The sequence below is a fragment of the Mycobacterium sp. 5-140-3-2 genome (assembly GCF_035666375.1).
Taxonomy (GTDB): Bacteria; Actinomycetota; Actinomycetes; order Mycobacteriales; family Mycobacteriaceae; genus Mycobacterium; species Mycobacterium intracellulare.
This window is the reverse complement of sequence record NZ_CP142025.1, coordinates 2336908-2359443: the sequence shown is the minus strand read 5'-3', so window position 1 is coordinate 2359443 and position 22536 is coordinate 2336908. Positions and strand designations below refer to the sequence as shown.

21 protein-coding genes and 1 pseudogene are annotated in these 22536 nt (G+C 69.7%); 7 read left to right on the top strand and 15 right to left on the bottom strand.

Features of this window, described 5'->3' with window-relative positions:
• Window positions 1-4: 4 nt before the first annotated feature.
• Window positions 5-901 carry a mycobacterial-type methylenetetrahydrofolate reductase gene (locus P6281_RS11240; RefSeq protein ID WP_008256116.1) on the bottom strand — a complete coding sequence of 299 codons (897 nt, stop codon included), beginning with the start codon at window positions 899-901 and terminating at the stop codon, window positions 5-7.
• Between the two features lie 261 nt (window positions 902-1162).
• Here P6281_RS11240 and idsA2 point away from each other — a divergent pair, with 261 nt between their 5' ends.
• A complete protein-coding gene (idsA2, locus tag P6281_RS11235) occupies window positions 1163-2212 on the top strand; it encodes a bifunctional (2E,6E)-farnesyl/geranyl diphosphate synthase (protein ID WP_008256115.1) in 1050 nt (349 codons plus the stop codon).
• 4 nt (window positions 2213-2216) lie between these two features.
• A complete protein-coding gene (locus P6281_RS11230; protein ID WP_008256114.1) occupies window positions 2217-3764 on the top strand; it encodes an alpha-(1->6)-mannopyranosyltransferase A in 1548 nt (515 codons plus the stop codon).
• Here P6281_RS11230 and P6281_RS11225 read toward each other — a convergent pair.
• Window positions 3758-4162, bottom strand: a complete 405-nt coding sequence (locus P6281_RS11225) for an Rv2175c family DNA-binding protein (RefSeq protein ID WP_008256113.1) — start codon at window positions 4160-4162, stop codon at window positions 3758-3760. The genes P6281_RS11230 and P6281_RS11225 overlap by 7 nt on opposite strands.
• 80 nt (window positions 4163-4242) lie before the next feature.
• Between P6281_RS11225 and P6281_RS11220 the strand changes: the two genes are divergently transcribed.
• Window positions 4243-5532, top strand: coding sequence for a protein kinase domain-containing protein (locus P6281_RS11220; RefSeq protein WP_008256112.1), 1290 nt, complete (start codon window positions 4243-4245; stop codon window positions 5530-5532).
• A gap of 6 nt (window positions 5533-5538) precedes the next feature.
• Here P6281_RS11220 and P6281_RS11215 read toward each other — a convergent pair whose 3' ends face one another.
• From P6281_RS11215 to P6281_RS11205, 3 genes are all read right to left on the bottom strand, one after another.
• Window positions 5539-6927: a class II 3-deoxy-7-phosphoheptulonate synthase gene (locus P6281_RS11215; protein ID WP_008256111.1), complete on the bottom strand. Its 1389-nt coding sequence runs from the start codon at window positions 6925-6927 to the stop codon at window positions 5539-5541.
• 74 nt (window positions 6928-7001) lie between these two features.
• Entirely contained in the window at window positions 7002-7496 is a 495-nt protein-coding gene (locus P6281_RS11210; RefSeq protein ID WP_008256110.1) for a polyadenylate-specific 3'-exoribonuclease AS, read from the bottom strand.
• 9 nt (window positions 7497-7505) lie between these two features.
• On the bottom strand, window positions 7506-8366 hold the full coding sequence (locus P6281_RS11205; RefSeq protein WP_172417573.1) for a hypothetical protein: 861 nt from the start codon (window positions 8364-8366) through the stop codon (window positions 7506-7508).
• Window positions 8367-8483: 117 nt separating this feature from the next.
• Here P6281_RS11205 and P6281_RS11200 point away from each other — a divergent pair, with 117 nt between their 5' ends.
• On the top strand, window positions 8484-9776 hold the full coding sequence (locus P6281_RS11200) for a glycosyltransferase 87 family protein (RefSeq protein ID WP_193375232.1): 1293 nt from the start codon (window positions 8484-8486) through the stop codon (window positions 9774-9776).
• Here P6281_RS11200 and P6281_RS11195 read toward each other — a convergent pair.
• From P6281_RS11195 to P6281_RS11175, 5 genes are all read right to left on the bottom strand, one after another.
• Window positions 9773-10495, bottom strand: coding sequence for a lysophospholipid acyltransferase family protein (locus P6281_RS11195; protein ID WP_008256099.1), 723 nt, complete (start codon window positions 10493-10495; stop codon window positions 9773-9775). The genes P6281_RS11200 and P6281_RS11195 overlap by 4 nt on opposite strands.
• A gap of 87 nt (window positions 10496-10582) precedes the next feature.
• Window positions 10583-10966, bottom strand: coding sequence for a hypothetical protein (locus P6281_RS11190; protein ID WP_014384562.1), 384 nt, complete (start codon window positions 10964-10966; stop codon window positions 10583-10585).
• Entirely contained in the window at window positions 10963-12222 is a 1260-nt protein-coding gene (locus P6281_RS11185) for an ArsA family ATPase (RefSeq protein ID WP_324738946.1), read from the bottom strand. The genes P6281_RS11190 and P6281_RS11185 overlap by 4 nt, the downstream gene beginning before the upstream one ends.
• A complete protein-coding gene (locus P6281_RS11180; protein ID WP_009953491.1) occupies window positions 12215-12652 on the bottom strand; it encodes an SRPBCC family protein in 438 nt (145 codons plus the stop codon). Before P6281_RS11180 ends, P6281_RS11185 begins: the two co-directional genes overlap by 8 nt.
• 116 nt (window positions 12653-12768) lie before the next feature.
• On the bottom strand, window positions 12769-13158 hold the full coding sequence (locus P6281_RS11175) for a hypothetical protein (RefSeq protein ID WP_009953492.1): 390 nt from the start codon (window positions 13156-13158) through the stop codon (window positions 12769-12771).
• 147 nt (window positions 13159-13305) lie between these two features.
• Between P6281_RS11175 and P6281_RS11170 the strand changes: the two genes are divergently transcribed.
• Entirely contained in the window at window positions 13306-15108 is a 1803-nt protein-coding gene (locus P6281_RS11170; protein ID WP_014384560.1) for an AMP-dependent synthetase/ligase, read from the top strand.
• Between the two features lie 12 nt (window positions 15109-15120).
• Here P6281_RS11170 and pimB read toward each other — a convergent pair whose 3' ends face one another.
• The 4 genes from pimB to P6281_RS11150 all read right to left on the bottom strand — a co-directional run bounded on the left by pimB (window position 15121) and on the right by P6281_RS11150 (window position 18763).
• A complete protein-coding gene (pimB, locus tag P6281_RS11165) occupies window positions 15121-16251 on the bottom strand; it encodes a GDP-mannose-dependent alpha-(1-6)-phosphatidylinositol monomannoside mannosyltransferase (protein WP_014711454.1) in 1131 nt (376 codons plus the stop codon).
• A gap of 55 nt (window positions 16252-16306) precedes the next feature.
• On the bottom strand, window positions 16307-17122 hold the full coding sequence (locus P6281_RS11160; RefSeq protein ID WP_008256084.1) for a DUF4157 domain-containing protein: 816 nt from the start codon (window positions 17120-17122) through the stop codon (window positions 16307-16309).
• Window positions 17123-17180: 58 nt separating this feature from the next.
• A complete protein-coding gene (ripC, locus tag P6281_RS11155) occupies window positions 17181-18329 on the bottom strand; it encodes a peptidoglycan hydrolase RipC (protein WP_014711452.1) in 1149 nt (382 codons plus the stop codon).
• A gap of 179 nt (window positions 18330-18508) precedes the next feature.
• A complete protein-coding gene (locus tag P6281_RS11150; RefSeq protein ID WP_014941796.1) occupies window positions 18509-18763 on the bottom strand; it encodes a hypothetical protein in 255 nt (84 codons plus the stop codon).
• 107 nt (window positions 18764-18870) lie between these two features.
• Here P6281_RS11150 and P6281_RS11145 point away from each other — a divergent pair.
• Window positions 18871-20739: pseudogene (locus P6281_RS11145) on the top strand (DEDD exonuclease domain-containing protein); the annotation flags it as partial.
• Here P6281_RS11145 and trpD read toward each other — a convergent pair.
• Window positions 20677-21759, bottom strand: coding sequence for an anthranilate phosphoribosyltransferase (gene trpD, locus P6281_RS11140; protein ID WP_162130197.1), 1083 nt, complete (start codon window positions 21757-21759; stop codon window positions 20677-20679). The pseudogene P6281_RS11145 and the gene trpD sit on opposite strands and share 63 nt — an antisense overlap.
• A gap of 139 nt (window positions 21760-21898) precedes the next feature.
• On the opposite strand from trpD, the gene ctaE reads away from it, so the two are divergent.
• Window positions 21899-22510 (top strand): aa3-type cytochrome oxidase subunit III, encoded by a 612-nt coding sequence (gene ctaE / locus P6281_RS11135; RefSeq protein WP_008256075.1) that lies wholly within the window; start codon window positions 21899-21901, stop codon window positions 22508-22510.
• Window positions 22511-22536: the final 26 nt, after the last annotated feature.

Below are 22536 nucleotides of genomic sequence, written 5' to 3'. Positions count from 1 at the left end.
CGCGCTAACCCTGCTGGGTGGGTGACCAGTACGCGAGCATCTCCGCGAAGGTCTGGAACGCGGGACCGGAGATCCCGTAGGTCGCCTCGAGATGGATGCTCAGCGGGAAACCGAGGTCGGCCACCCCGTCGATGACGCGCTTGTAGAGGTCGACCATCAGCTGACGCTTCTGCGGGGGCTCGCATTCGGCGAGCTTGCGGACGAACTCCTGCTCGGCGGCGACCGCGGCGTTGCCCGGGTCCTGGATGAGCCAGTTGATCAGTCCGACGCGGCTTTCCATCTTCGGCACGAAACCGAAGGACAGCAGGATCTCGGGCCGGTGATCGGTTTGCCTGGCGAACTCGCTCAGGAACCCCACGATCGCGTCGGAATACAGCAACTGGGTCATCCCGTAGGTGGCGCCCTGGTCGCACTTGAAGTTGAACCGGCCCTGTTCGCCGTCGCGGGTGGGGATCAGGATCACCCCGCGGTTGGTCACCAGCTCGCGATAGATCGACAGGGCGTCGGTCGGGGCGACGCCGGAGCCCTCGCCGTCGTTCATGGTGCGCGGCACGCCGACGAACACCACGCCTTCCATTCCGGCCGAGGACAACTCGGTCAGCCGGCCCCGCAGCGACGGCTCGTCCATGAACGCGGTGACCTGCGTGCACAAGCCCCTGATCCCGGTCAGTTCCGGCTTGACCACCGACCAGAAGTCGAGCACATCCAGCTTGGGCTTCATCTGAATGGGACGGTCGTCGTCCTCGGCGATGATCCCGGGGATCATCACGTGCCGGATCCGGCCGTCCAAACCGGCCTCGGCCGAATGCCGCACCACTTTGTGCGCCTCTTCGAGTGCCCGCTCCCGACCTTCGTCGGCGTTTGGTGGCACCAGTTCGAGCGCAATGGTGTTGAGGGTCACGCGGCTTCTCTCCGTCCGACGACTATGGGCCCGGGGCGTCTCTTGGCCGCGCAGCATCCGCGCGAGCCCCAGCGCACCCGCAAGCATAGGGGCGGGTTAGTGAGGCAGTCGAAGCAACTGGGTGCGCCCGGCGACCTCACGCGGGACCCACCCCGGGCCGCGCGACGAATACACTGGTCGGGCCTGGAACACCCAGCCAGCCGAGCAGAAAGGGGCGCCGCGCTGAGCGTCAAAGCCACAGCAGCGGCGGCAACCGTCGAGTTGACCGGCGCCATCACCGAACAGTTGCGGCGGTATCTGGACGAGCGGCGCGCCGAGACCGCCTACATCGGCGACGACTACAACGGCCTGATCGCCGCGCTCGAAGATTTCGTGCTGGGCGGCGGGAAGCGGCTACGCCCCGCGTTCGCCTACTGGGGGTGGCGCGCCGTGGCCACCGACGAACCCGACGAGCAAGTGCTGCTGCTGTTTTCCTCGCTCGAGCTGCTGCACGCCTGCGCGCTGGTGCACGACGACGTGATCGACGACTCCTCCACCCGGCGGGGACGGCCGACCACCCACGTCCAGTTCGCGACCCTGCATCGCGACCGGGGCTGGCAGGGCTCGCCCGAGCGGTTCGGCGCGTCGGCCGCCATCCTGCTCGGTGACCTCGCCCTGGCCTGGGCCGACGACATCGTCTTCGGTGTCGACCTGACGCCGCAGGCCCAGCGCCGCATCCGCCGGGTGTGGGCCAACATCCGCACCGAGGTGCTCGGCGGGCAGTACCTCGACATCGTCGCCGAAGCCAGCGCCGCCGCCTCGATCGCGTCGGCGATGAACGTCGACACCTTCAAAACCGCCTGCTACACCGTGTCGCGCCCGCTGCAGCTCGGCGTGGCCGCCGCCGCCGACCGACCCGACGTCCACGACATCTTCAGCCAGTTCGGCACGGACCTCGGGGTGGCGTTCCAGCTGCGCGACGACGTCCTGGGCGTCTTCGGTGACCCCGCGGTGACCGGCAAGCCGTCCGGGGACGACCTGCGATCCGGCAAGCGCACCGTGCTGCTGGCCGAGGCGGTGGAGTTGGCGGAGACGTCAGACCCGGTGGCGGCCAACCTATTACGGACCTCGATCGGCGCCCAGCTGACCGACGCGCAAGTGGATCGGCTGCGTGAGGTCATCGAGTCGGTGGGTGCCCTGGCCGCGGCCGAACAACGCATCGCCACGCTGACCCAGCGGGCGCTGGCGACGCTGGCCGCCGCCCCCATCAACACCGCGGCCAAAGCCGGGCTGTCCGAATTGGCCAAGATCGCCACGAACCGGTCCGCCTGAACCGATGACGACTCCGACCGACACCCCGGCCGACGACGCGCCGGCAGCCAAACCCCCTCGCGGCGAACGGTTTTCCCAGCTGAGGGCGTTCGTGGCGGCCGACGAATCGCGGCCGGCCAAACTGGGCCTGCTGGGGTCGGTGCTGATCACCCTGGGCGGGCTGGGCGCGGGCAGCACCCGCCAGCACGACCCGCTGCTCGAGTCGATTCACATGTCCTGGCTGCGTTTTGGCCACGGCCTGGTGCTGTCGTCGATCGTGCTGTGGACCGGCGTCGGCCTCATGCTGATCGCCTGGCTGGGCCTGGGCCGCCGCGTGCTGGCCGGCGACGCGACCGAGTTCGTCATGAAGACCACCACCGGATTCTGGCTGGCGCCGCTGCTGGTGTCGGTGCCCGTCTTCAGCCGGGACACCTATTCGTATCTGGCGCAGGGCGCACTGCTGCGCGACGGCCTGGACCCCTACGCCGTCGGCCCGGTCGCCAATCCAAACATCTTGTTGGACAACGTCAGTCCCATCTGGTCGATCACGACCGCCCCCTACGGTCCGGCGTTCATCCTGGTGGCGAAGCTGATCACCGTCCTCGTCGGCAACAACGTGGTGGCGGGCACCATGTTGCTGCGGCTGTGCATGCTGCCCGGTTTGGCGCTGTTGATCTGGGCCACTCCGCGAGTGGCGCGGCACCTGGGCGCCGACCCCTCGACGGCGCTGTGGATCTGCGTGCTCAACCCGCTGGTGCTCATCCACCTGATGGGCGGCGTGCACAACGAGATGCTGATGGTGGGCCTGATGGCCGCCGGCATCGCGCTGACGTTCGGCGGTCGCCACGTCGCGGGCACCGCGCTGATCACGGTCGCCATCGCGGTCAAAGCCACCGCCGGCATCGCGCTGCCCTTCCTGGTGTGGGTGTGGGCGCGGGATCTGCGCGACCGGCGGGGATATCGTTCCGCGCGAGCGCTTCTCGCGGCCGCGGCGGCGTCGCTGCTGGTCTTCGCGGTGGTGTTCGCGATCCTGTCCGCGGTGGCCGGCGTGGGGCTGGGATGGCTGACCGCGCTGGCCGGTTCGGTGAAGATCATCAACTGGCTGACCGTGCCGACCGCGGCGGCCAACCTGATCCACGCGATCGGCAGCGGGCTGTTTCCCGTGAGCTTCTATCCGCTCCTGCGGGTCACCCGGCTGGTCGGCATCGCGATCATCGCGGTCTCGCTGCCGCTGTTGTGGTGGCGGTTCCGGCGTGATGACCGGGCCGCGCTCACCGGCATGGCGTACTCGATGCTGATCGTGGTGCTGTTCGTCCCGGCCGCGTTGCCCTGGTACTACTCGTGGCCGCTGGCGATCGTGGCTCCCCTGGCCCAGTCACGACGGGCGGTGGCGATCATCGGCGGCGCGTCGACCTGGGTGATGGTGATCTTCAAACCCGATGGCTCGCATGGGATGTACTCGTGGCTGCACTTCTCGCTGGCCACCGCCGTCGCGCTGATCGCCTGGTACACCCTGTACCGGACACCCCGCCCTCGGACCGGCCCGGCCGAGGTCGCCGCACCGGCTCAGTAGGCCATCGCCTGCGCCCGGCGCACGACTTCGCGGGCCTGGTGGGCATGCAGCGCGTCGACGGGGCGGGCATTGCTGATGGCGTCCTTGGTGCCGTCGCGGGTCACCGTCAGCGACGGGTCGGGGGTGAACAGCCAGCGCACGATCTCGGTGTCGTGGTAGCCGCCGTCGTGCAGGATCGTCAACAATCCCGGCAGGCTCTTGACCACCTCACCGGACTGGGTGAAGAACACCTGCGGCACCACCACGCCCTCGCCGCGCCGGACCGCGACCAGATGGCCATCGCGGAGCTGTTGGTGGACCTTGGTTACCGGGATTTTAAGCAATTCGGCGACCCGCGGGAGGTCGTAGATCGGCTCGTCGGGATCTAGCACATCGTCGCCGGCAGGAATACTGCTCATCCGCGCAAGTGTAAGCCTTGATACGCGCCGTGAGCCCGTGTTCTTCCGCCCAATCATGGCGCCGCACCTACGATGGCCCCGTGGCCCAAGCTCATCCGCCCGGCCGGGCCGGTCCGCATCGTCCGCCGGCGGAGGCCGGGACGGCGGACCCGTTGGACAACGCGTTGCTGGACGGCCGCTACCTGATCCAGGCGAAGATCGCCAGCGGCGGCACCTCGACGGTGTACCGCGGTCTCGACACCCGGCTCGACCGTCCCGTCGCCGTGAAGGTGATGGATTCTCGCTACGCGGGCGACGAGCAGTTCCTCACCCGCTTCCAGCGCGAGGCCCGCACCGTCGCACGCCTGAAGGATCCCGGGCTGGTCGCGGTCTACGACCAGGGCTCCGACGCTCGGCACCCGTTTCTGGTGATGGAGCTCATCGAGGGCGGCACCCTGCGCGAGCTGCTGGGCGAGCGCGGACCCATGCCGCCCTACGCCGTGGCGGCGGTGCTTCGTCCGGTGCTCGGCGGGTTGGCCGCCGCGCACCGCGCCGGTCTGGTGCATCGCGACGTCAAGCCGGAGAACGTGTTGATCTCCGACGACGGCGAGGTGAAGATCGCCGACTTCGGGTTGGTCCGCGCCGTCGCCGCCGCCGGAATCACCTCTACCAGTGTGATTTTGGGCACCGCGGCGTATCTGTCGCCCGAGCAGGTGCGCGACGGCGACGCGAGCCCGCGCAGCGACGTATACTCCGCGGGCATCCTCGCCTACGAGCTGTTGACCGGGCACACCCCCTTCACCGGCGACTCGGCGCTGTCGATCGCTTACCGGCGGCTGGACACCGACGTGCCGGCGCCCAGCGCGTCCATCGACGGTGTGCCCGTGCAGTTCGACCAGTTCGTGCAGCGGGCGACGGCCCGCGACCCGGCCGACCGGTACGCCGACGCGACCGAGATGGGTGCCGATCTCGACGCGATCGCCGATGAGCTTGCGCTGCCGGACTTCTCCGTGCCGGCGCCACGCAACTCCGCGCAGCACCGCTCGGCCGCGCTGCAGCACAGCCGGATGGGCCAGCGCCCGGCCACCGCGCAGCAGCCCGGGCCCGCCCCGGTGCGCCAGCCCACCCGCCAACTGACCCGGGGCCCCGAGGATTGGCCGCGCCCGCAGCGCCCGGCCGCGGCCGTCGACGAACCCGACGAGGACGACGATGACTACGAATATGAGCCTGTCGCAGGCGAATTCGCGGGCATCCCGATCAGCGAATTCGTGTGGACCCGCCAGCACAATCGGCGCATGGTGCTGGTGTGGGTGGCGCTGGTGCTGGCGTTGACCGGCCTGGTGGCGACCGCGGCGTGGACCGTCGGAAGCAACCTCAACGGGCTGCTGTAGGCGCGCTCAGTCGCGCAGCATCTCGGCGACCAGGAAGGCCAACTCCAGCGACTGTTGGGTGTTCAGCCGTGGGTCGCACGCGGTCTCGTAGCGGCCGACCAGGTCGGTGTCCGAAATGTCTTGCGCCCCACCAAGACACTCGGTGACGTTCTCCCCGGTGATCTCGACGTGGATGCCGCCGGGATGGGTGCCCAGCGCGCGGTGCACCTCGAAGAAGCCCTGCACCTCGTCGACGATGCGGTCGAAGTGGCGGGTCTTGTACCCGTTGGACGACTCGTGGGTGTTGCCGTGCATCGGGTCGCACTGCCAGATCACCTGGTGACCGGTGGCCTGGACCTTCTCCACGATCGGGGGCAGCAGATCGCGCACCTTGTTGTTGCCCATCCTGCTCACCAGTGTCAGCCGGCCGGGCTTGTTGTGCGGGTCGAGCCGCTCGACGTATTCGACGGCCAACTCCGGGGTGATCGTCGGGCCGATCTTGACGCCGATCGGGTTGGCGATCACCTCCGCGAAGGCGATGTGCGCCCCGTCGAGCTGGCGGGTCCGCTCGCCGATCCACACGGTGTGCGCCGACAGGTCGTACAGCTGGGGCTCGCCGCTGTCGTTCTCGGACAGCCGCAGCATCGACCGCTCGTAGTCGAGCACCAAAGCCTCGTGGCTGGCGTAGATTTCGGCGGTCTGCAGGTTGCGGTCGGCCACCCCGCACGCGCTCATGAAGCGCAGGCCGCGATCGATCTCGGTGGCCAGCGCCGTGTAGCGGGCGCCCGCCGGCGAGGTCCGGACGAACTCGCGGTTCCAGTCGTGGACCAGATGCAGCGACGCCAACCCCGACGACGTCAGCGCACGAACCAGATTCATCGCCGCGCTGGCATTGGCGTAGGCGCGCACCAATCGCGACGGATCATGCTCGCGCACCGCGGCGTCCGGGGCGAAGCCGTTGATCATGTCGCCGCGGTAGGACTTCAACCCCAGCGCGTCGATGTCGGCCGATCGCGGTTTGGCGTACTGCCCCGCGATGCGGGCCACCTTGACCACCGGCATGCTCGAGCCGTAGGTCAGCACCACCGCCATCTGCAGCAGGGTGCGCACGTTGCCGCGGATGTGGGGTTCGGTGTTCTCGGTGAACGTTTCCGCGCAGTCACCGCCCTGCAGCAGGAACGCCTCACCCCTGGCCACCTGGGCGAGCTGCTCCTGTAGCCGCACGATCTCCATCGGCACCGTGACCGGCGGCACGCTCTCGAGGACCGTGCGCATCGCCGACGCCTGATCGGCGGGCCAGCTGGGTTGCTGGGCGGCCGGCTTGGCCAGCGCGGCGTCCAATCGCGCCCGCAGATCGGTCGGCAGCGGCGGCAGCGGCGGCAGCTGGTCGATCGGGATGTCGACGGTCCAGTTCATCGGTCCATCGTAACCGGGTCGCGGACGCCCCCGGTCAGGGTTGATCAGCGTGAACGCCGTCGAGCGCGGCCGTCTTAGTCTCCCGCCGTGATCAACCGGAAGCGGCGGAGCTGATCGCGGGCGTCGACCAACGCGTCGTGGGCATCGGGCGACCGCGGGGGCATCCGGGGGCTGCCCCGGTCTTCCCAGAGTTGCCGCAGCTCGCGGGTGAAACGCGGGATGGCCCGCGGCAGGTCCGGCATCGGGCCCCACAACTGGCACAGGGCGACGTGGTCGTAGGCCGCCACCCACGCCCACAGTTCGATCGGCTCAGCGGCCGCCCGCCCGGAATTGACGCCGAAGAACTCCTCCAGGTCCTCGCGGATCCGCCTGCGTGAGCGCCACACCTGCGACGCCGGGGGCGGCAGCTTGGGCAGCACGTTGGCGCGCACCCACGGGCCGGCGCGCTCGGGATCGAATTCCGTGGACACCGCGTAGTACTCGCGGCCGTCCTCGGCGGCCACCCCGATCGAGATGAGCTCGATGGTGCGGCCGTCCTCGATGAATTCGGTGTCGTAGAAGTACCGCACGAAGGGAGATTATCTGCTGATCAGGATCGGACCGGTGGGCGCCGGGGCGGGATGAACCTCGTCGTCCAACCTGGCGTCCACCGCACGTTGATCCGGAAACCGCGGCGTGCCCGCGATGGCGCACTGCAGGTAGAGCTTGGCCCGCACCACCGGGCGGCGCAGCCGCCGTTCGCGCTGCAGCGCGCGGCGCATCTTGTCCGGCTGCGTGGCGTACCGCCAGCGGGCCCAGGGCGCGTGCGGGCGCGACAGCCGGACCGCCCCGATCACCAGCAAGATGACCAGGAACATGCCCAGCAGGCCGGTCCAGACCTTGCCCTTGAGCACCACCACGACGGCCAGCGGCAGCGTCAACGCCATGGCGCCCCCCACCACGGCGCGCAGCGCCCACGAGTTGGCGTCGTGCCAGATCGGCAGGAAGAACATCAGCGGGTGCAGGCCCATCATCAGCAGCCCGGCCACCGCGACCGCGGCAAAGACCGCATCGACCGAGGTGCGGCCGTCCTCGGACCAGTAGACGTCGGACAGGTGCAGGATCAACGCGTACTCGTCGAGGACCAGGGCGGCCCCGATCCCGAAAAACGTGGCGGCCATCATGAACTGGGGCTCGTGCCCGTCGATCGACAGGGTCACCAGCGTCAGCCCGGAGAGCAACGTGAGGACCACCCCGAACGTGACGTGGTGGATGTGCACTCCCCCGACGTGGACGTTGCGCGGGTGCCACCACTTGGTGGGCCGGCCGTTTTCGACGCGGTGCCGGATCAACCGCACGAACGTCCGCGTGACGAAAAACGTCAGGATGAAGGCCACCAGGCAGCACAACAGTGGCAGGTGGCCCCGGTCGTGAATGTCATGTTCGAACCATCGGGACATCTCGTCCACGAACGAGTGGAGCACCCTTGAAACCTACGCCTCCCCGCGCCGCGGCCGTGGGAGCCGCGCTGCACCAGGGGTGTCCGGGCGCGGGCACCCATTACGCTGTTGTGCGACATGAGTACACGGCAGGCGCCCGGGGCGGGCTTCTCAGGTAAGCGTGCCCCCGGGCGGGCGCTGGTGTGGGGCGCGGCTTGGCTGGCGGCCGCGGCGGGGCTGGGTTACGCGGCGTGGCAGCTGTTCGGGCACATCCCGTATCGCATCGACATCGACGTCTATCAGATGGGCGCCCGGGCCTGGATGGACGGCCGCCCGCTGTACCGCGGCGACGTGTTGTTCCACACGCCGATCGTCGATCTGCCGTTCACCTATCCGCCGCTGGCCGCCATCGTGTTCTGCCCGTTCGCCTGGATGCACATGCCGGCCGCCAGTGTCGCGATCACCGCCCTGACGCTGGTTTTGCTGGTCGTGTCGACCGTGATCGTGCTGACCCGGCTCGACGTCTGGAGCGCGTCGGCCGTGCTGCCCGGCCCGGCCTGGCTGCGCCGGTGGTGGCTGGCCGTCGTCGCCGCCGCGGCCGCGACGGTCTGGCTGGAACCCATCAGCTCGAACTTCGCCTTCGGCCAGATCAACGTGGTGCTGATGACGCTGGTGATCGCTGACTGCGTGCCGCGCCGCACGCCGTGGCCGCGCGGGCTGCTGCTGGGGGTGGGCATGGCGCTGAAGCTGACGCCGGCGGTTTTCCTGCTCTATTTCCTGCTGCGCCGCGATCACCGTGCGGCGTTGACCGCGCTGGCCTCGTTCGCTGGGGCGACGCTGCTGGGTTTCGTGCTGGCCTGGAACGACTCCTGGGAGTACTGGACGCACACCGTGCATCACACCGACCGGATCGGTTCGGCGTCGTTGAACACCGACCAGAACATCGCCGGCGCCCTGGCCCGGCTGGGGCTGGGACAGCAGGAGCGCTTCCTGCTGTGGGTGGCGGCGTCCCTGCTCGTGCTGGCGGCGACGGTGTGGGCGATGCGCCGGGTGCTGCGCGCCGGCGAGCCCACGCTCGCGCTGGTCTGCGTCGCCTTGTTCGGGCTGGTGGTCTCGCCGGTGTCGTGGTCGCACCACTGGGTGTGGGTGCTGCCCGCGGTGCTGGTGACGGCCGTCTTGGGCTGGCGGCGCCGCAACGCACTGCTGATGGTCGTCAGCGCCGTGGGGGTGGCGCTGATGAGGTGGACGCCGATCGACCTGCTGCCCAAGCATCACGAGGCGAGCGCGGTGTGGTGGCGCCAACTCGCCGGGATGTCGTACGTGTGGTGGGCGCTGGCGGTCATCGTCGCGGCCGGCGTCACCGTGACCGCCCGCGGCGTTTCGCGGGAGGCCGCGCCGGAGCCGCTGGCGCCGGCTACCGCCGTCGGTTAACCGGCCGCGGTCTCGGGAATCCGCGCGGCCTCACCGTCGGCCGCGTCACCGCCCTTTTTCAGGCTGGCCGCGTAGATGTCGACGTATTCCTGCCCGGACAGCCCCATCAGCTCGTAGATCACCTCGTCGGTGACGGCCCGCTCGATGAAGCGGTTGCCGGCCAGCCCGTCGAAGCGCGAGAAGTCCATCGGCTTGCCGAAGCGAACCGTGACCCGGCCGAACCGCAACATGTTGGTCCCGGGCGGGTTGACGACGTTGGTGCCGATCATCGCGACCGGGATCACCGGGACCCCGGTCTGCAGCGCCAGCCGCGCCAGCCCCGTCTTGCCCTTGTAGAGCCGGCCGTCCGGGGACCGCGTGCCTTCGGGATACATGCCCAGCAGCTTGCCCTCACCCAGCACCTGTTGCGCGGTGGTCAGCGCGGCCCGGGCGCTGTCGGCGTCGGTCCGGTCGATCGGCACCTGCCCGACGGCGGTGAAGAACCACCGCTGGAACCACCCCTTCAAACCGGTGCCGGTGAAATATTCCGACTTGGCCAGGAAGGTGATTCGGCGCCGCACCACCAGCGGAAGATAGAAGCTGTCCATCACGGCCAGGTGATTGCTTGCCAGTATCGCCGGCCCGGAGCTCGGAACGTGTTCTAGGCCTTCAACTTTCGGCCGCCCCAGCAGTGACAGCAACGGGCCGAGGAGCACGTACTTGAATAGCCAGTACCACATGGCCCTCCCTCTCGGCTACACCCCGCTGATGTACTGCGCCAACTGTACCTATCCCCACGGGAAGGGACCACCTGCGACGCAGCGCCCTCACTCGTCCAGCGTGACGGGGATGGGCTGATAACGCGTCCGCGCTTCGGCGTCGCCGCTGTCGGCCGCGCCGCCGGGCGGACCGTCGGGCGGCGGTTCCGGCGTCGGGCGCGACGCCCGGTCGATGTCGTCGACGATGTCGCGGATCACCTGAAGCAGGGCGATGCTGTGGTCGGCGATCGCGGTGAGCAAGGGGTGCTGGTCGCCGGTCGCCAGCGCGGCCAGGGCGCACACCGGGCACCACACCTGCTGGCACTTGCCGGTTCCCGGTCCGGCGCCGGCCGTCAGCGCCGCGGCCGCGCGCACCGCGGGGTCGATGCCGTCCAGGATCGTCTGGGCGAGCCTGCGTAGCTCCGGACCGATTTCGGGATGAGCCCCACTCACTTAGGCCACACCTCCGGATCTGGTCGAAAACGCACTGTCAGCTCACTACCCCGCAGGCGCGCGTCCAGCACGATGCAGCGCCGAAGCACCGACGCCAGCCTCACCCTGCGCCGCAATCCGCCGGCGCTGATGATGAGGTCGTCATCGACCCGCCCGAGGGTCAGCGCCGACGCATCGAGTTGCGGCAACGCTAGCCGCATCCGGTAGACGGACCCAAGTCCCGTCCCGGATTCGAGGTCGACGACGGGCCGCAACGGGCCCGGCGGCGCGGTGCCTCCCCGGCGGCGGGCGGCGTCGAGCAGCGCGCCCAGCGCCTTGGCGCCGATCGGCTCGCCGGACAGGTGTGGGGTCATCACGAGGGCCACCTCACCGATGGTGGCGTCGAGCTCGTCGAGCACACTGCGCTGCTCGGCGATGCGTTCGGTGCACCAGTAGAAGGCCGGGTGCTCGGGCAGGTTGCGGTACTCGTATGAGTCGTCTTGCGGCAGAACCTGATTCACGATCAGCTCTTCGACGCGCACGCCCATCAAGGCCAGCGACCCCAGTGTGCGGGCCGCCTCCGCGGCGACCACCCGCTCGGGGGTCAACACCAGGTGCGCACTGACCAGCTCGCCGTCGGTGAGCAGCGCGCCGAGCGTCTCCACGCTCGCGCTGATGCGCTCGAGCAGCTCGACCACCGCCGCCGAGCGGCCGTCGTCGGCGGTGACGGATAGCCGGCGATGCCGCGGCCACGCCCGCTCGACGTACAGCCCGAAGGTGGCGGGCAACGTCAACATCCGCAACGCGTCCGCGGTCGACGCGCAATCGACCACCACGCGGTCCCATCGTCCCGAGCCGGCCAGCTCACCGACGGCGTAGAGGCCGAGCACCTCCTGGACGCCGGGTAACGCCGAAAGCTCTTCGGGCGCAATGGTGCTCAATTCGGAGTCGGGGAACCGCCGGTCCAACGTGGCGACGGCCTCACGCCAACGGACCTCGAGCAGGGCAAGGGTGTCCAAGGCCAGCGCATCGAGAAATCCGCCGCCGGCCTCCGCGTCATCGGCGAGCACCCGCACCAGTTCGTCTTGGCTGGGCGGGACGGGGGTGCCCAGCACATCACCCAGCGAGTGCGCCTGGTCGGTGGACACCACCAGCACCCGCTGTCCCGCGCTCGCGGAACTGACCGCGGTGGCGCAAGCCAGGGTGGATTTCCCTACCCCGCCTTTCCCAACGAAGAGACTGATCCGGGCCGGGGCGGGCGCAGCCGTCTCACTCAGCCTCGACTCGTTTCTTCAGATCCTTCAACGCTGTGTCGGTCAGACGACGCTCGGCCTTGCGCTTGAGCAGGCCGATCATCGGCATGGCCAGGTCGACGGAGAGTTCGTAGGTGACCTCGGTGCCAGATCCCTTGGGCGCCAACCGATATGAGCCCTCGAGGGAACGCAGCAGCGAGCTCGAGACCAGCGTCCAGCTCACCGATTGGCGATCCTTGGGCCATTGGTAGGACATGACCATGGTGTCCTTGAGGACGGTGGCGTCCATGACGATCCGCGCCACCTTCGGGTAGCCGTCGGCGTCCTTCTCCTGAACCTCGGCTTCCTTGTACTCCGAGATCCACTGCGGGTAGGAATCGATGTCCGCGATCACCCGCATCACGGTGCCCGGGTCGGCGTCGATGTAGATGGTTTGCGTCGTCTTCTCCGCCACCTGGTTGCTGCCCTCTCTCCCGCGAGCGGATGGGTCCCGGCTGCTCCGAACCGGCCGTGCGGGGACCCCCGTGGGTCTCGGTCCGAAACGGTACTCTCCGCGCGGACCCGACCCGGCTAAACTACCGGAGAAACTCCGACCGGACGTGACCGTTCCAGTGTCGTCTTGACCTCGAAGGCCATTTTCTTGCCCGCCACTCGGCGGCGGTGTGTCATTTTCGCCAGATTCAGCTTGGCCAGCTGCCAGGCCGCCACGCCGGTGGGCTCGGCGTGCAGGAAGTAGTGCAGCACCACCCCGTCCAGCGACGGTTCCAGCCAGACCTCCATGGTCCCCGTCAACGCGCCGGTGACCGACCACCGGATGCCCTTGTCGGCGCGATCCTCGACGACCTGCAGCCGCAGGTCCGGCCACCAGCGGCGCCAACTCGCCCGATCTGCGACCGCGGCGCCCACCCGTGCGCCGTCGGCGGCGACAAACGTCTCATCCGCGATCTGGATGCTGTTCATGCCCACAGCTTCACACACCCGCGTGCGGCGGGCGTCGGGGTCCCGGCCGCACGGACTGTGGCCGTGCAGGCTCGATGCTCGGATTAGGCTGGTCGACAGCAACCCGGGCTGCCGGGAAACGTCACGAGGTCAATTGAGGTCATAAGAGTGCGTGAGTACAGCGTCCCCGCCCGCTTTCCGGTCGACGATGACGACAACATCGCGGCGATGGTCTTCGAGCACGAGCGCGATGACCCGAACTTTGTCATCTACCAACGCCAGGTCGACGGCGAGTGGACCGACGTCACCTGCGCCGAGGCCGCCGGTCTTATCCGCTCTGCCGCACTGGGTTTGATCGCCCTGGGGGTGCAGGCGGGCGACCGGGTGTCGATCTTCTGTGCCACCTGCTACGAATGGGCGATCCTCGACCTGGCCATCCTGGCGGTCGGTGGGGTCACGGTGCCGATCTATGAGACGTCGTCGGCCGAACAGGTGCGCTGGGTGCTGCAGGACTCCGAGGCGGTGCTGGCCTTCGCCGAAACCGACGAGCACGCGGCGATGGTCACCGAGCTGACCGCCGAACTGCCCGCCCTGCGCCGGGTGCTGCACATCAACGGGTCGGGCCCCAAGGCGCTCGACCAGCTCGTCGAGGCCGGCGAGTCGGTGGAACCGGCCGAGCTCACCGCACGCCTGGAGGGCCTGCGGGCCGCGGACCCCGCGACGCTCATCTACACCTCGGGCACCACCGGGCGGCCCAAGGGCTGCCAGCTGACGCACTCCAACCTGCTGTACGAGACCCGCGGCGCCAAGGAGAGCCTGCCGACGCTGCTCGATGAGGGCCAGCGGCTGCTGATCTTCCTGCCCCTGGCCCACGTGCTGGCGCGCTCGCTGACCCTGTCCGCGTTCGCCAACAAGGTGACCGTCGGATTCACCAGCGACATCAAGAACCTGCTGCCGATGTTCGCGGTGTTCAAACCGACGGTGGTGGTGTCGGTTCCGCGGGTGTTCGAGAAGGTTTACAACACGGCGGAGCAAAACGCCGCCAACGACGGCAAGGGGCGCATCTTCGCCATGGCCGTGCAAACCGCCGTCGACTGGAGCGAGGCCTCCGACGGGGGCCGGCGGGGGCCGGTGCTGCGCGCCAAGCATGCGCTGTTCGACCGGCTGGTGTACCGCAAGCTGCGCGCGGCGCTGGGCGGCGACTGCCACGCGTCCGTGTCGGGCGGGGCGCCGCTGGGGTCGCGGCTGGGGCACTTCTACCGGGGCGTCGGCCTGACCATCCATGAGGGCTACGGCCTGACCGAGACCAGCTCCGCGATCACGGTCAACCAGGTCGGCAACGTCAAGATCGGCACGGTCGGAACGTTGTTGCCCGGCAACAGCATGCGCATCGCCGAGGACGGCGAGCTGCTGGTGCGCGGCGGCGTGGTGTTCAGCGGCTACTGGCGCAACGAGCAGGCCACCGCCGACGCGTTCACCGACGGCTGGTTCAAGACCGGCGACCTTGGTGTGCTCGACGACGACGGGTTCCTGAAGATCACCGGGCGCAAGAAGGAGATCATCGTTACCGCGGGCGGCAAGAACGTCGCCCCCGCTGTGCTGGAGGACCGGCTGCGGGCCCATCCGCTGATCAGCCAGGCCATGGTCGTCGGCGACGCCAAGCCGTTCGTCGGCGCGCTGATCACCATCGATCCAGAGGCGTTCGACGGCTGGAAACAGCGCAACCAGAAGGGATCCGGCGCGTCGGTGGCCGATCTGGCCACCGATCCCGACCTCGTCGCCGAGGTGGACGCGGCCATCAAGGACGCGAATCAGGCGGTGTCGCACGCCGAGTCGATCCGCAAGTTCCGCATCCTGCCCGTCGACTTCACCGAGGACACCGGGGAACTGACGCCGACGATGAAGGTCAAGCGCAACGTCGTGGCCGAGAAGTTCGCCTCCGACATCGAGGCCATCTACGAAAAGGACTGACCGCGCGCACCGCTAGCCGAGCAGCCCGGCCAGCCGTGTCGCCAGGGTGTCCCAGCGCCACTGGGCCGTCACCCAGTCGCGCCCGGCCGCGCCCATCGCGGCCGCCCGGTCCCGATCCGTCAGCAACTCGGTGACGGCGTCGGCGATCTCGGTCACCGAGCAACCGTCGACGACGAGCCCGGTTTCGTTGTGCCGCACGGTTTCCGGGGCTCCGCCGGACTTTCCGGCGACGACGGGCACGCCACTCGCGGAGGCCTCCAGGAAGACGATGCCCAGTCCCTCGACGTCCAGTCCGGCGCCGCGGGTGCGGCAGGGCATCGCGAACACGTCCGCCAGCGCGTGATGCGTTGGCAGTTCGGCGGCCGGCACGCCGCCGGTGAAGATCACGTCGTCGGCCACCCCGCAGTCGCGGGCCAGCGTCCGCAGTGATTCCAGGTAGGGTCCGCCGCCGACGATGACCAGGGCGGCCCCGTCGACGCGTCGCCGGATCGAGGGCAGCGCCTTGATGAGCATGTCCTGGCCTTTGCGGGGCACCAGCCGAGACACGCACACCACCGTGGGCCGCTCGCCCAACCCGTAGCGCCGACGCAACGCGGCGCGCCCGGCGGGATCGGGCCGGAACTTGTCGGTGTCCACCCCGGACGGCAGGTATTCCAGCGAGGCCTTGGGCCCGAAGGCGGGTGCGAACCGGGACCGCGTGTAGCGGCTGACGAACGTGACGATGTCGGTGTCGTCGCCGATGCGCCGCAGCACGGACCGCGCGACCGGCAGCATCGACCAGCCGACCTCGTGGCCGTGCGTGCTGGCCACCACCCGCTTCGCCCCCGCGCCCCGCGCTCGCCGGGCCAGCAGCGCCAGCGGCGCGGCCGCCCCGAACCAGACGGTCTCGATGCCGTCGTCGGCGATCAGCCGCCGCATCCGGGTGTCGACCGCCCGGCCGGGCAGCATCAGGGTGCCCGGATGGCGCACCACGCGGTAGCCGGCCGCCTCGTCGTAGGCATCGGAGCCCTTCCAGTGCGGCGCGTACACCGTCACCGAATGCGACCCGGCCTCGACGAGTCGGCCGACGAACTCACCGAGGTACGACTGGATGCCGCCCGGGCGGGGCGGAAAGTCGTTGGTTACCAGCAGGACCCGACTCACCTGCGACAGGCTAGCGTGGCGGCGGCGCCGTGCGTGCACACGGCCCGGTGCGTCGTTAGTGGGTCAGCCACTGGCGCCAGGCGGTGAGCAGGCCCGCCTCGCTGGTGTCCAGCACGTCGTGGGCGGCGGTCGCCATGTCGGCGCGCCTGAGGCCGCAGGTCGCCAGGTAGAGATCGTGCAGCTTCGGCGCCCCGAAGGTGTCGGCCACGAACCGGGCGAACCACCAGGCGCGGTCATAGGCCAGCGAGCGCGGCGCCCCCGGCACATCCAGGTCGGCGTCCGAGGGCAGCGTCATGGGCAGCAAACCCTCCTTGGGCACCGGCGTCGGGGGGCGGCCGACGAAGTCGGCGACGCCCTCGGTGAGCCAGCGGGGCGCGTCGGCAACGGTGTCCGCGCGTGCGGCGTAGTGAAAAAGCTCGTGGGCCAACACGATTCGCAGGGACGCCGCGCTCATGTTGGCCGCACCCGGCGCGAACACGATCCGCTGGCCCAGGGCGACCCGGCGAACGGGATCGATCCGGTCGGAGACCGTCGCGGCGGCGATGTCGGCCCACTGCGCCGCCGGTCCCCCGCCGGCGGCGGCGCGAAATTCCTCGTCGGTGCCTGCCGCGACGATCGAGATTTCCCGTGGCCAGTCGAGGCCCCAGAACGCCTCCACGGCGCCGATCGCGGCGCCCATGTCCGAGGCCACCCGAAACAACAGGCGCTCGCTGGACGGGCCGCCGAGGCCCAGCAGCCGGACGGTGCGGTCGCCGACGACGATCGACTTCGTCGAGGCGCTGACCTGGCTGCGCGCGGGCGTGATCAGCTGCGGGGGCCGGATCCGGCTGCTGCGTTCGGCGTCGAACGGCACGGCCGCGGCCACGATCAATTCGACGACGAAGACCCAGGCCAGCAGTAGCGGAAGCCGCCGACGCAGCGTGGAGTGTCTAGTAACGGCGGGCGTCGTAGATCGGGCCCGAGGAGTTCATCGGCACGACCTGTACCGGCACACCGTAGGTGGACGAATGGATCATCATGCCGTCACCGATGTACAGGCCGGCATGCGAGGCGTCGGAGTAGAAGGTGAGCACGTCACCGGGCTGCAGGTCCGACAGCGAAACGGGTTGACCGCCGTGGGCCATCGCCTGGCTGGAGTGCGGCAACGAGATGCCGGCTTGCTGGAACGCCCACATCACCAGTCCGGAGCAGTCGAATCCGCCGGGTGCGGCGCCGCCCCATACGTAGGACGAGCCGACCTGGGTCAGCGCGGCCTGCACGACGGTGGCACGGTCACCGCCGCCGACCCCACCGCCGGGAGCCATACCGGGCATGCCGCCTGGAGCCGGAGCCTCACCCGGCGCCTGCCCGGGTCCCGGGGGTGCCGCTTCCGGCGCCGGGGCACCGGGCGCCGGCGCCGCCGCGGGGACGGCGGCGGGTGCGGGATTGGCCAGCGCGGTGCGCTGGTCGGCGGTCAACGACATGTATTGCGACTTGACCACCGCGATCTGCACCTGCAGCTGACTTTGCTTGGACTGCAAGCTCGCTCGCACCGCGGCGGCCTGCTCGGCCGCGCTCTTGGCGTCGGCGGCGGACTTCGCGGACTCCCGCTCGGCCTTGGCGGCCTGCTCGCCGGCGATGCGGTAGCTCTTCATCTGGCTGGCCATCTGGGTGGCCATCACGCGTTGCACCGCGAGCTTGTCGATCAGCCCCTGCGGCGAACCGGCGGTCAGGATGGCCTGCATGCCGTCGACGCGACCACCCATGTACGCCGCCGCGGCCAGGTTGTTGACGGAGTTCTGGTACGACGCCAGATGGGCCTTCGCCGCGTCGACGGCGGCCTGGTCGTCGTTGTGCTTCTTGTCGGCGGCGCGCTGAGCGGCCAGCTTGTCATTCAGGTCGAGCTGGGCGCTGTGCATCGCCTCGGTGGTCTGCTCCGCCTGGCGCGACAGCTCGTTGAGTTTTGCCATGGCGTCCTGGGCCGGGTCCGCCCACGAGGGGGCGATCACCACACTGCACAGAATCGCGAAGCCAGCTAGCGTCCCTAGGGCCGAACGTGTCAGGACACGCGCAACCAGGCAACTAGAATCAAGCCTCAAGATTTGCTTCCTTAAACGGCCATCGACGAACACTGGTCGTCGAGCGGGTTTAGGTCTCAAACAGGTTACGAAACGATATCGGCGTTTGTCCAAAGCGGGCGGTTAAGAAATTAGAAAGAATTCTGTCATTTTCATGTGATCCATTCCGCCTGACCGAGGGCCGTTGGCGGACAAGGCATTTACGCTACACCAGATCCGCGGTCCCGACGAATCGGCACCAGACGAAGTCGCGGAGCCAGGCCGACCTCGGCGAGAACCTCCAATGCCGCTTGTTCGTCCTGCAATAAAGTATCCGGGACCCCGAGTATCACGCTGACCACGCAGTCGCGGCATCCGGGTCCGCGCACCGCGCAGTCGTCACAGTCGATCACCACCGGCGCGCCCCGCTCGGGCGGCGGCATGGCGACGTCGGTGGGTCCAGTTCTTGGTGCCATCGGGATCGGTCCTCTCGGTCTGGCTCCGACGAACATCACGCCGGTCTGCCCGAACGGTAACCGCGGGCACCGACATCTCCCTGGGGCCGCGGCGTGGGACGCCGCGGATGTCAGCCGTCGTGCTTAACGTCACCCCCGTGACTGCACGCGGGGCGACTCAGCTGAGCTTCGCCGACGTGGGATCACCCTTCACGCCCGACGAACTCTCGTTGCGCGACACCACCTTCGTCGTGGTGGACCTCGAGACCACCGGCGGACGCACCAAATCCGCCGCGGGAACCGAGCCGGACGCCATCACCGAAATCGGGGCGGTCAAGGTGCGCGGCGGCGTGGTGCTCGGCGAGTTCGCCACGCTGATCGATCCGCAGCGCAGCATCCCGCCCCAGGTCGTGCGGCTGACCGGCATCACCACGGCCATGGTGTCCGACGCGCCGACCATCGACGCCGTGCTGCCGATGTTTTTGGAGTTCGCCCGCTTGGATCAGGGGGCCGTGCTGGTCGCGCACAACGCCGGTTTCGACATCGGCTTCCTGCGGGCCGCCGCGCAGCGGTGCGACATCGCCTGGCCGCGGCCGCAGGTGCTGTGCACGGTGCGGTTGGCCCGCAGGGTGCTCAGCCGCGAGGAGGCGCCCAGCGTGCGGCTGGCGTCGCTGGCGCGGCTGTTCGCCGTCACCACCCAGCCCACCCACCGCGCCCTCGACGACGCACGCGCCACCGTCGACGTGCTGCACGCCCTCATCGAACGCGTGGGCAACCAGGGCGTGCACACCTACGCCGACCTGCGCTCCTATCTGCCCGACGTGGCACCGGCCCAGCGCCGCAAACGCGTGCTCGCCGACGGGCTCCCGCACCGGCCGGGTGTCTATTTGTTCCGCGGGCCGTCGGACGAGGTGCTCTACATCGGCACCGCGGTCGACCTGCGGCGGCGGGTCTTGCAGTACTTCACCGGCGCCGATCCGCGCGGCCGCATGAAGGAGATGGTCACGCTGGCCTGCGCGGTCGACCATGTCGAGTGCGCCCACGCGCTGGAGGCCGGTGTGCGCGAGCTGCGGCTGCTGGCCGCGCACGCCCCGCCGTACAACCGGCGATCCCGGTTCCCGCAGCGCTGGTGGTGGGTGGCGCTGACCGACGAGGCCTTCCCCCGCCTGGCGGTGGTGCGCGCCCCGCGCCACGACCGCGCCGTCGGCCCGTTCCGGGCGCGCGCCGACGCCGCTGACACCGCCGCCCTGCTGTCCCGCTTCACCGGGCTGCGCACCTGCACGAACCGGTTGGGGCGCACGGCATTACACGGGCCGCTGTGCGCCGAGGCGGAGGTCTCACCGTGCCCGGCCGCCCGCGACGTCACCGCCACCCAATACGCCGCGGCCGTCGCGCGCATGGCGGCGTTGGTCGACGGCGCGGACAACGCCGCCCTGACGTCCGCCGTGGCCCAGGTCGCCGCCCTCGCCGAGCGGCGTCACTTCGAGAGCGCCGCGCGGCTGCGCGACCGCACCGCCGCCGCGGTCGAGACGCTGTGGCGCGGTCAGCGGCTGCGCGCCCTGGTCGCCCTGCCCGAGCTGGTCGCCGCCGCGCCCGACGGCCAGGGCGGCTATCACCTCGCCGTCATCCGCCACGGCCAACTCGCCGCCGCGGGCAACGCCCGACGGGGGGTGCCGCCGATGCCGGTCGTCGACGCGATTACCGCTGGGGCACAAGCGATTCTGCCCGGGCCGGCCCCGCTGGGCGGGGCGCTGGTCGAGGAGACCGCGCTGATCGCGCGCTGGCTGGGCGCTCCCGGCGTGCGCATCGTTCGGGTCGAGGCAACCGGGGACGGCGCGGGCTGGGCGTCCCCGCTGCGATCGGCCGGCGGGTGGGCGGCGTGGGCGGAGGCGGCCCGCTCGGCGCGGCTGGCCGCCGAGCAAGCCCTGCGCGATTCAGACCTGCTGGCCGAACCGCACCCAACGCGCGAGCAGCTGTTCGGCCGCGCCGGAGTCGATGGCCTTGCCGGCGCGGGCCAACCCGTCCTCCCACGCCGGCAGCCATTCGGCGCGACTGGATAACCCGGCGTGGGCCACGATCGCGCCGGCGGCGTTGAGGACGACGGCGTCGCGCACCGGGCCCTTGGCTCCGGCCAGCACCGCACGCACCTCCGCGGCGTTGGCCTGCGCGTCGCCGCCCAACAGGTCGTCGAGGTCGGCGCGGGGAAAGCCGAACCCGGCCGGATCGAACGTCAGCCGGTCCACGGTGCCGGCCTGTACCCGCCAGATCGTGCTGGTGGTCGTGGTCGTCAACTCGTCGAGCCCGTCGTCGCCGTGCACCACCAGCACGCTGGAGCGGCGGGCGGCGAACACCCCGGCCATCACCTCGGCCAGGTCGGCGAACGCGCAGCCGATCAATCCGGCCCGGGGCCGGGCCGGATTGGTAAGCGGCCCAAGGAGATTGAACACCGTCGGCACGCCGAGCTCGCGGCGCACCGCGGACGTGTGCCGGTACGACGGGTGGAACAACGGCGCGAAGCAGAACCCGATGCCGACCTCGGCGAGGCTGCGCGCCACCTCGTCGGGTCCGAGGTCGATGCGGATGTCGAGCGCCTCGAGCGTGTCGGCGCCACCGGACAACGACGAGGCCGCCCGGTTGCCGTGTTTGACCACCGGCACACCCGCGGCCGCCGTCACGATCGCCGCCATCGTGGACAGGTTCACGGTGTTGACGCCGTCGCCGCCGGTTCCGACGATGTCGACGGTGTCCTGGGGCATACCGGAATCGGGCATCGGCAGCGCGTGGCCGAGCATGACCTCGGCCAGCTCGATCACCTCGGCCGACGTGGGCACCTTCACCTGCATCGCCACCGCGAAGGCCGCGATCTGGGCGGCGCTCGCCGCGCCGGTCATGATCTGGTCCATGGCCCAGGCGGCCTGGCCGCGGGTCAGGTCCTGACCGCCCGTCAGCCGGCCCAGCACCCGCGGCCACGACGTCGCGGACCCGCCGGACGGCGAAACCTCAGATGACAAAGCCACGCGCCGATGGTCCCACGAGCACCACAGCGGCCCCAACCGTCGGCCGCGGGCGGCCCGAACACACGCGCGCGCGACGCGCGAGGCATCAAATTGCGCCCCGGGTGGAGATCAACAACTACAAAGCGTCATACTTGCGGATGTGACCAGCGCTGTCGGGACCTCAGGTACTGCAATCACGTCGCGCGTTCATTCGCTGAATCGACCCAACATGGTCAGTGTCGGCACCATCGTCTGGCTCTCCAGCGAGTTGATGTTCTTTGCCGGCCTGTTCGCGATGTACTTCACCGCGCGTGCCCAGTCCGGCGGAAAATGGCCGCCGCCGCCGACCGAGCTCAACCTGTACCAGGCCGTCCCCGTGACGTTGGTGCTGATCGCGTCGTCGTTCACCTGCCAGATGGGCGTGTTCGCGGCCGAGCGCGGTGACGTGTTCGGGCTGCGCCGCTGGTACGTCATCACCTTCCTGATGGGCCTGTTCTTCGTTTGCGGGCAGGGGTATGAGTACTTCCACCTGGCGACCCACGGGACCACCATTCCCGGCAGCGCCTACGGCAGCGTGTTCTATCTGGCCACCGGGTTCCACGGCCTGCACGTGACCGGCGGCCTGGTCGCCTTCATCTTCTTGCTGGCCCGCACCGCGATGAGCAAGTTCACGCCGGCGCAGGCTACGGCCAGCATCGTCGTCTCGTACTACTGGCATTTCGTCGACATCGTGTGGATCGCGCTGTTCACCGTGATCTATTTCATCCGATGAGCAGGCGCTGGACGAACAGGAGTGCT